At 74.2% G+C, this 5,574-nt stretch carries 3 protein-coding genes; all 3 read right to left on the reverse strand.

Features of this window, described 5'->3' with window-relative positions; translation table 11 throughout:
* Window positions 1–11: 11 nt before the first annotated feature.
* The 3 genes from ACH9D3_RS15410 to ACH9D3_RS15420 all read right to left on the reverse strand — a co-directional run bounded on the left by ACH9D3_RS15410 (window position 12) and on the right by ACH9D3_RS15420 (window position 5,550).
* Window positions 12–749: a polyprenol monophosphomannose synthase gene (locus tag ACH9D3_RS15410; protein WP_396398182.1), complete on the reverse strand. Its 738-nt coding sequence runs from the start codon at window positions 747–749 to the stop codon at window positions 12–14.
* A 214-nt stretch (window positions 750–963) separates the two neighbouring features.
* Window positions 964–2,652 carry an amidohydrolase family protein gene (locus tag ACH9D3_RS15415; RefSeq protein ID WP_396411602.1) on the reverse strand — a complete coding sequence of 563 codons (1,689 nt, stop codon included), beginning with the start codon at window positions 2,650–2,652 and terminating at the stop codon, window positions 964–966.
* Between the two features lie 60 nt (window positions 2,653–2,712).
* The gene (locus tag ACH9D3_RS15420; protein WP_396411603.1) at window positions 2,713–5,550 is read right to left on the reverse strand and encodes a DEAD/DEAH box helicase; all 2,838 of its coding nucleotides are present in this window, start codon (window positions 5,548–5,550) and stop codon (window positions 2,713–2,715) included.
* Between the last annotated feature and the right edge of the window lie 24 nt (window positions 5,551–5,574).

Here is a 5,574-nt window from a genome sequence, read left to right on the forward strand (position 1 = left end):
TCCGGAGCGGTTCAGCGTCGGGTGAGCCTGCCCGCCAGGGTCTTCGCCCGCGCGGTGAGGCCCCACCGGGCCACGCGCACGACGGCCTCGCGCGTGACGTCCGGGCTCATCTTGGACGTCCCCTCGGCGCGCTCCACGAAGGTGATGGGCACCTCCACGACGCTGAGGCCGGCCCGCTCGGTCCGCCAGCCGAGGTCGATCTGGAAGCAGTACCCCTTGGAGTCGACGGTCTCGAGGCCGATCCGTTCGAGGGTCTCGCGGCGGAAGGCCCGGTAGCCGGCGGTGATGTCGTGGATCCGCGAGCCGAGCAGGGTGCGCGCGTAGAGGTTGCCGCCGCGGGAGAGGGCCTGCCGCCGCAGCGGCCAGTTGACGGTGCGTCCCCCGGGGACGTAGCGGGAGCCGATGGCCAGGTCCGCGCCGCGGTCCACCGCGTCCAGGAGGAGCGGGAGCTGCTCGGGCTGGTGGGAGCAGTCGGCGTCCATCTCGACCAGGACGTCGTAGTCGCGGGCCAGGCCCCAGCGGAAGCCGGCGATGTAGGCGGCGCCGAGGCCGTCCTTGCTCGTGCGGTGCAGGACGTGGATGTTGCCGTCCGCGGCAGCCAGCTCGTCGGCCAGGAGACCGGTCCCGTCCGGGCTGTTGTCGTCCACCACCAGCACGTCCGCGTCCGGGACGGTCCGCCGGAGCCGGTCCAGGACGGTCGGCAACGACTCACGTTCGTCGTAGGTCGGGATGACGGTCAGTACGCGCACCGGGTCGGTCCTTTCGGGGTTCCACCTGCCACACCACAGGGCAGGCTCCCTCGCCTTCGGACCAGGCCGGCCCTGAGGGGATGCCGACCTGTTTTCTAAGGGCGAGCGAGCCCACCCGGCAGCAGTTGCCCAGCCTATCCTGCGCGGTGGCCCCGACCAAGATCGCTCGACACACCCGATGGCGTCCCGGCACGCCCCGGTGGGGCTCCGCCGCTCAGGACCCGTCGGAGCGGTACAGCTCGACGCCGTCCAGGACGGTCCGGCGGCACACGGGCAGGGAGTCCCCGTCCAGGGCGGGCAGCAGCGGGGTGCGGGCCCGCGGATCCGTGCTCCAGGCGGCCCCGGTGCCCTCGGCCTGCTGCACCACGAGCGCCTCGACGTCCCAGACGGCGAAGGTGGCCGGGGTGCCGGGCGCGAGCTGGCCCTGCATGGGATCGGGGGCCCGGGCGGCCCGCCAGGCTCCGCGGGTGGAGGCGAGGAACGCGGCCCGCGCGGAGATCCGCTGCTCCGGGTCGTGGTGCTCGAGGCACGCCCGGACGGTCTCCCACGGGGACAGCGGGACCACGGGGGCGTCACTGCCGAGCGCCACGGGCACCCCGGCGCGGTAGAACGACGCCAGCGGGTTCATCCCGGCGGCCCGCTCGGTGCCGAGACGCTGTTCGTAGAGCCCGCCGGGCCCGCCCCAGGCGGCGTCGAACCCCGGCTGCACGGAGACGGTCACGGCGTGCCGGGCCAGCCGCTCGATGCCCTCCGGGTCGATCATCTCGGCGTGCTCGAGGCGGTGTCCCGCGCTGTGCAGGGCCCGCTCCCCCACCAGCCGGGCGGCTCGGTCGAGGCCGTCGAGGACGACGTCCATCCCGGCGTCGCCGATGACGTGGAACCCGCCCTGCAGGCCGGCCTCCGTGCTGGCGGCCAGGTGGGCGGCGACCGCGTCGGCGTCGAGGTACCGGTCCCCGAGGTCATCCGGTGCGTCGGCGTAGGGACGGCGCAGGGCGGCGGTGCGGGACCCCAGGGCTCCGTCGACGCACAGATCACCGGCGAGCCCCACAAGGGACTCCCGCCGGTCGACGGCACGACCGATCAGGTCCGCCAGGGCGGTGTCGAAGCGCTGCGCCACGGACCGTGCCTCCTGGGCCGTGGCCACGAGTTCCCCGCGGTACGGCAGCACGCGCGGGACCGGTCCCTCGCCGCCGATCCCGTGGTTGGCCAGGGCCGTCAGCCGCACGAGGTCCTCGAACGGGGCGACCTGCTCGGCGTTGGCCTCGGCCAGGGCCGCGTAGCCCTGGGACGCGGCGTGCCGCAGGGCGAGCCGGTGCAGCTCCGCCCGGCGCACCGCGTCGAAGCCGAGGGCCGCGGCGCGCACGCGGTCGTGGGCCAGGTTCTCCACGCGTCCGTCGCCGAGCCAGCCCGCGACGCCGGCGAGGCCCAGCCGCCGGGCCAGGGACGAGGACACGACCCCGGAGTGGACGTCGATGCGCGTCAGGTAGACCTCGCGCCCGCCGGCCGCGCGGTCGAGCTCGTCCGCCGTGGGCGCCCGGCGCTCCGGCCACACGGACTCGTCCCACCCGGAGCCCAGGAGCACCCCCGTGCCGGTGCGCGCGGCACCGGCCACGGCGCCGAGCACCTCGTCCAGGGAGGCCGCCGCCGTGAGGTCGAGGGTGGAGAGGGCCAGCGCGGTCTCCGTCACGTGCACGTGGGAGTCGACGAAGGCCGGGGCCAGCAGCCGGCCGTCCAGGTCGACCACGTCCATCGAGGAGTCCTGCAGCGACTGCGCGGCCTCCTCGGTCCCGACCCAGGCCACGCGGGCGCCGTCGACGAGGATCGCGGTGGCGAACGGGTCCGCCGGGCTGTAGACGGAGCCGTTGCGGTAGAGGACGGGGCGGGCGGGGACGGTGGTGCTCACGGGTCTCCTGTTCGGGGCGGTCGTGCGGGCGGGACGGGGCGAGGAGCCGGTGGCCCCCGGTCAGTCCTCGAACCCGGAGTGGGCCACCACGCCGCGGCGCACGAGGGCGATCGCGCGCTGGCACTGGGTGCGGGTGGCGGCGTCGAGGAGGTCGATCGACGCGAGCTGGTCGAGCATGTCGACCACCTGCTTGGCCCAGCGCACGAAGTCGCCGGCGGCCAGCTCCGTGCCGGACAGGGCGGTGCTCAGTGTGGCACCGCGCGCCCACAGGTACATCGGCTCCACGAGACCGAACTCCGGTTCCGCGGTGGCCGGGAGGTGGTGCTCCTGCTCGCGGTCCGTCAGCCGGGACCAGTTGCGCACCACGGTCTGGGCGGCCCGGTCCATGGCGGCGGAGGGCAGGACCGGCTGGATGCCCTGCTCCTCCCGCTTGGCCTGGTAGACGAGCAGCGTGACCAGGCCCGCGGTGGCCGCGGGGTCGAGGCCGTCCAGGACGCCGTCGCGCAGGCTCAGGGCCAGCAGGAGGTCCCGGTCCCCGTAGATCCGCCGCAGCTGCTCCCCGGCGAGGGTGGGCCGGACCTCGCCGTCCGGGAGGACCTCCAGGTAGCCGAAGGAGCCCAGCACCTCGGAGACGCGGTCGAAGGTCTTGGCGATCGTGTTGGTGCGGCCCTCGATCTGGCGCAGCAGCCCGTCGGTGTCACGGCGCAGGGCCCACCAGCGCTCGGCCCAGCGGGCGTGGTGCTCCCGGTCCGAGCAGCCGTGGCAGGGGTGGCCGCGCAGAGCCCTGCGGACGTCCGTGATGCGCTGCTCGGCCGCGCTGGTGCCGCGGTCGAACCGGACGGTGTGCCCGCGGCCGCCGCCGCGCGGGGGCCGGTGCTCGTGCAGGGCGTTGCGCACGGACGCGGCGAGGTCCCGTCGTTCCTTGGGCGTCCTGCCCGTGAAGTGCTTGGGGATCCGGATCCGCGAGACCGGCTCCAGGGGACCGTCGAGGTCCTGCGCCCCCACGCGGCGCAGCTGGTGGTCCAGGGTGAGGATGGAGGGGCGGGGATCGTCCCGGTTGGGGTCGGTGGACAGGATCACGGCGTAGCCGGCGTTGCGCCCGCGGGGGATGTCCACGACGTCCCCGGGCAGCAGGTCGTGCAGCGACGCGACGGCGTCGGAACGGCGCCGGCGGGAACTCGACTTCTCCTCGGCGCGCTCGAGGTCCTTGAGCTCCCGGCGCAGGGCGGCGTACTCGGAGAAGTCCCCGAGGTGGCAGGTCATGGCCTCCTCGTAGCCCGTGAGGGACTCCTCCTGGGACCGGACCCGGCGGGCCAGGCCAACCACGGAGCGGTCCGCCTGGAACTGGGCGAAGGAGGACTCGAGGATCTTGCGGGAGCGGTGGGCGCCGAACTGGGCGACCAGGTTCACCGACATGTTGTAGGTGGGCCGGAAGCTGGAGTTCAGGGGGTAGGTGCGCTTGGACGCGAGGCCGGCGACGGCGCGCGGGTCCATGCCGGGCTGCCACAGCACCACGGCGTGGCCCTCGACGTCGATGCCCCGGCGGCCGGCGCGACCGGTGAGCTGGGTGTACTCCCCCGGCGTGATGTCCACCCGGGACTCCCCGTTGAACTTGTCGAGCTTCTCGAGCACCACGGAGCGGGCGGGCATGTTGATGCCCAGCGCCAGGGTCTCCGTGGCGAAGACCGCCTTGACGAGCCCCTCGGCGAACAGCTCCTCCACGAGCTCCTTGAACGCGGGCAGCATCCCGGCGTGGTGGGCGGCGACCCCGCGCAGCAGGCCGTCGCGCCACTCGTAGAAGCCGAGGACGTTGAGGTCGGCGGCCTCCAGGGAGGCCGCGGTCTCGGCCACCCGGGCGCGGACGGTCTGCTGCTCCTTGTCCGTGATCAGCCGGATGTCCGAGGCGACGCACTGCTGCACGGCGGCGTCGCACCCGGCGCGGGAGAAGATGAAGGCGATGACGGGCAGCAGGCCCTCGGCGTCGAGGCGGCGGACCAGCTGGGGCCGGGACACCCGGCGCGTCTCGGGAGCCGGTCGGAACCCCTCGCCGCCGTTGCGGCGGGTGAACCGGTCGCGGGACCGGCCGCCGGGGCCGCGTCCGCCCCGGCGGCCCCCGCGCGGGTGCTCGGCGCGGGCGAGCTGGAGCAGCTCGGGATTGACCTCGGGCTCGTCGCGGCCGGGACCCTCGAGCCGCTCCGCGGCCTCCTCGACCGTGGTGTCGTCGACGAACAGGTCGAGGAGCCGCCCGCCCACCTGGACGTGCTGCCACAGGGGGACCGGCCGGTGCTCGGAGACGACGACGTCGGTGTCGCCGCGCACCGTGTCCAGCCAGGCCCCGAACTCCTCGGCGTTGGAGACGGTCGCGGACAGGGAGACGAGCTGGACGCTGTCCGGCAGGTGGATGATGACCTCCTCCCACACGGCGCCGCGGAAGCGGTCGGCGAGGTAGTGCACCTCGTCCATGATCACGAAGCCCAGGTTCAGCAGGGTCGGCGAGTCCGCGTACAGCATGTTCCGCAGGACCTCGGTGGTCATCACCACGACGTCCGCCTCGGAGTTCACGGAGGTGTCGCCGGTCAGCAGACCGACCCGTTCCGCGCCGAAGGCCCGGGCGAACTCGTGGTACTTCTGGTTGCTGAGCGCCTTGATCGGCGTGGTGTAGAAGGCCTTCTGCCCGCGGGACAGGGCCAGGTGGACGGCGAACTCGCCCACCACGGTCTTGCCGGCGCCCGTCGGCGCGGCCACGAGCGCCCCGCGGCCCTCTTCGAGGGCCTGGCAGCCGGCCACCTGGAAGTCGTCCATCTCGAACTCGAGCCGGCGCTGGAACACGGCGAGCTCGGTCCTCGAGTGGGCGGTCCGCTGCTGGGCGGCCAGGTATCGGTCGGCGTAGGAGGACATGCGACCACCCTACTGCGCGGCCCG

It is taken from the genome of Kocuria kalidii (assembly GCF_044462225.1).
GTDB lineage: Bacteria > Actinomycetota > Actinomycetes > Actinomycetales > Micrococcaceae > Kocuria > Kocuria kalidii.

Bases quoted from the DNA above. Each gene is read 5' to 3' on its own strand.
- ACH9D3_RS15420 (WP_396411603.1), bottom strand. From the start codon at position 5,550: ATGTCCTCCTACGCCGACCGATACCTGGCCGCCCAGCAGCGGACCGCC.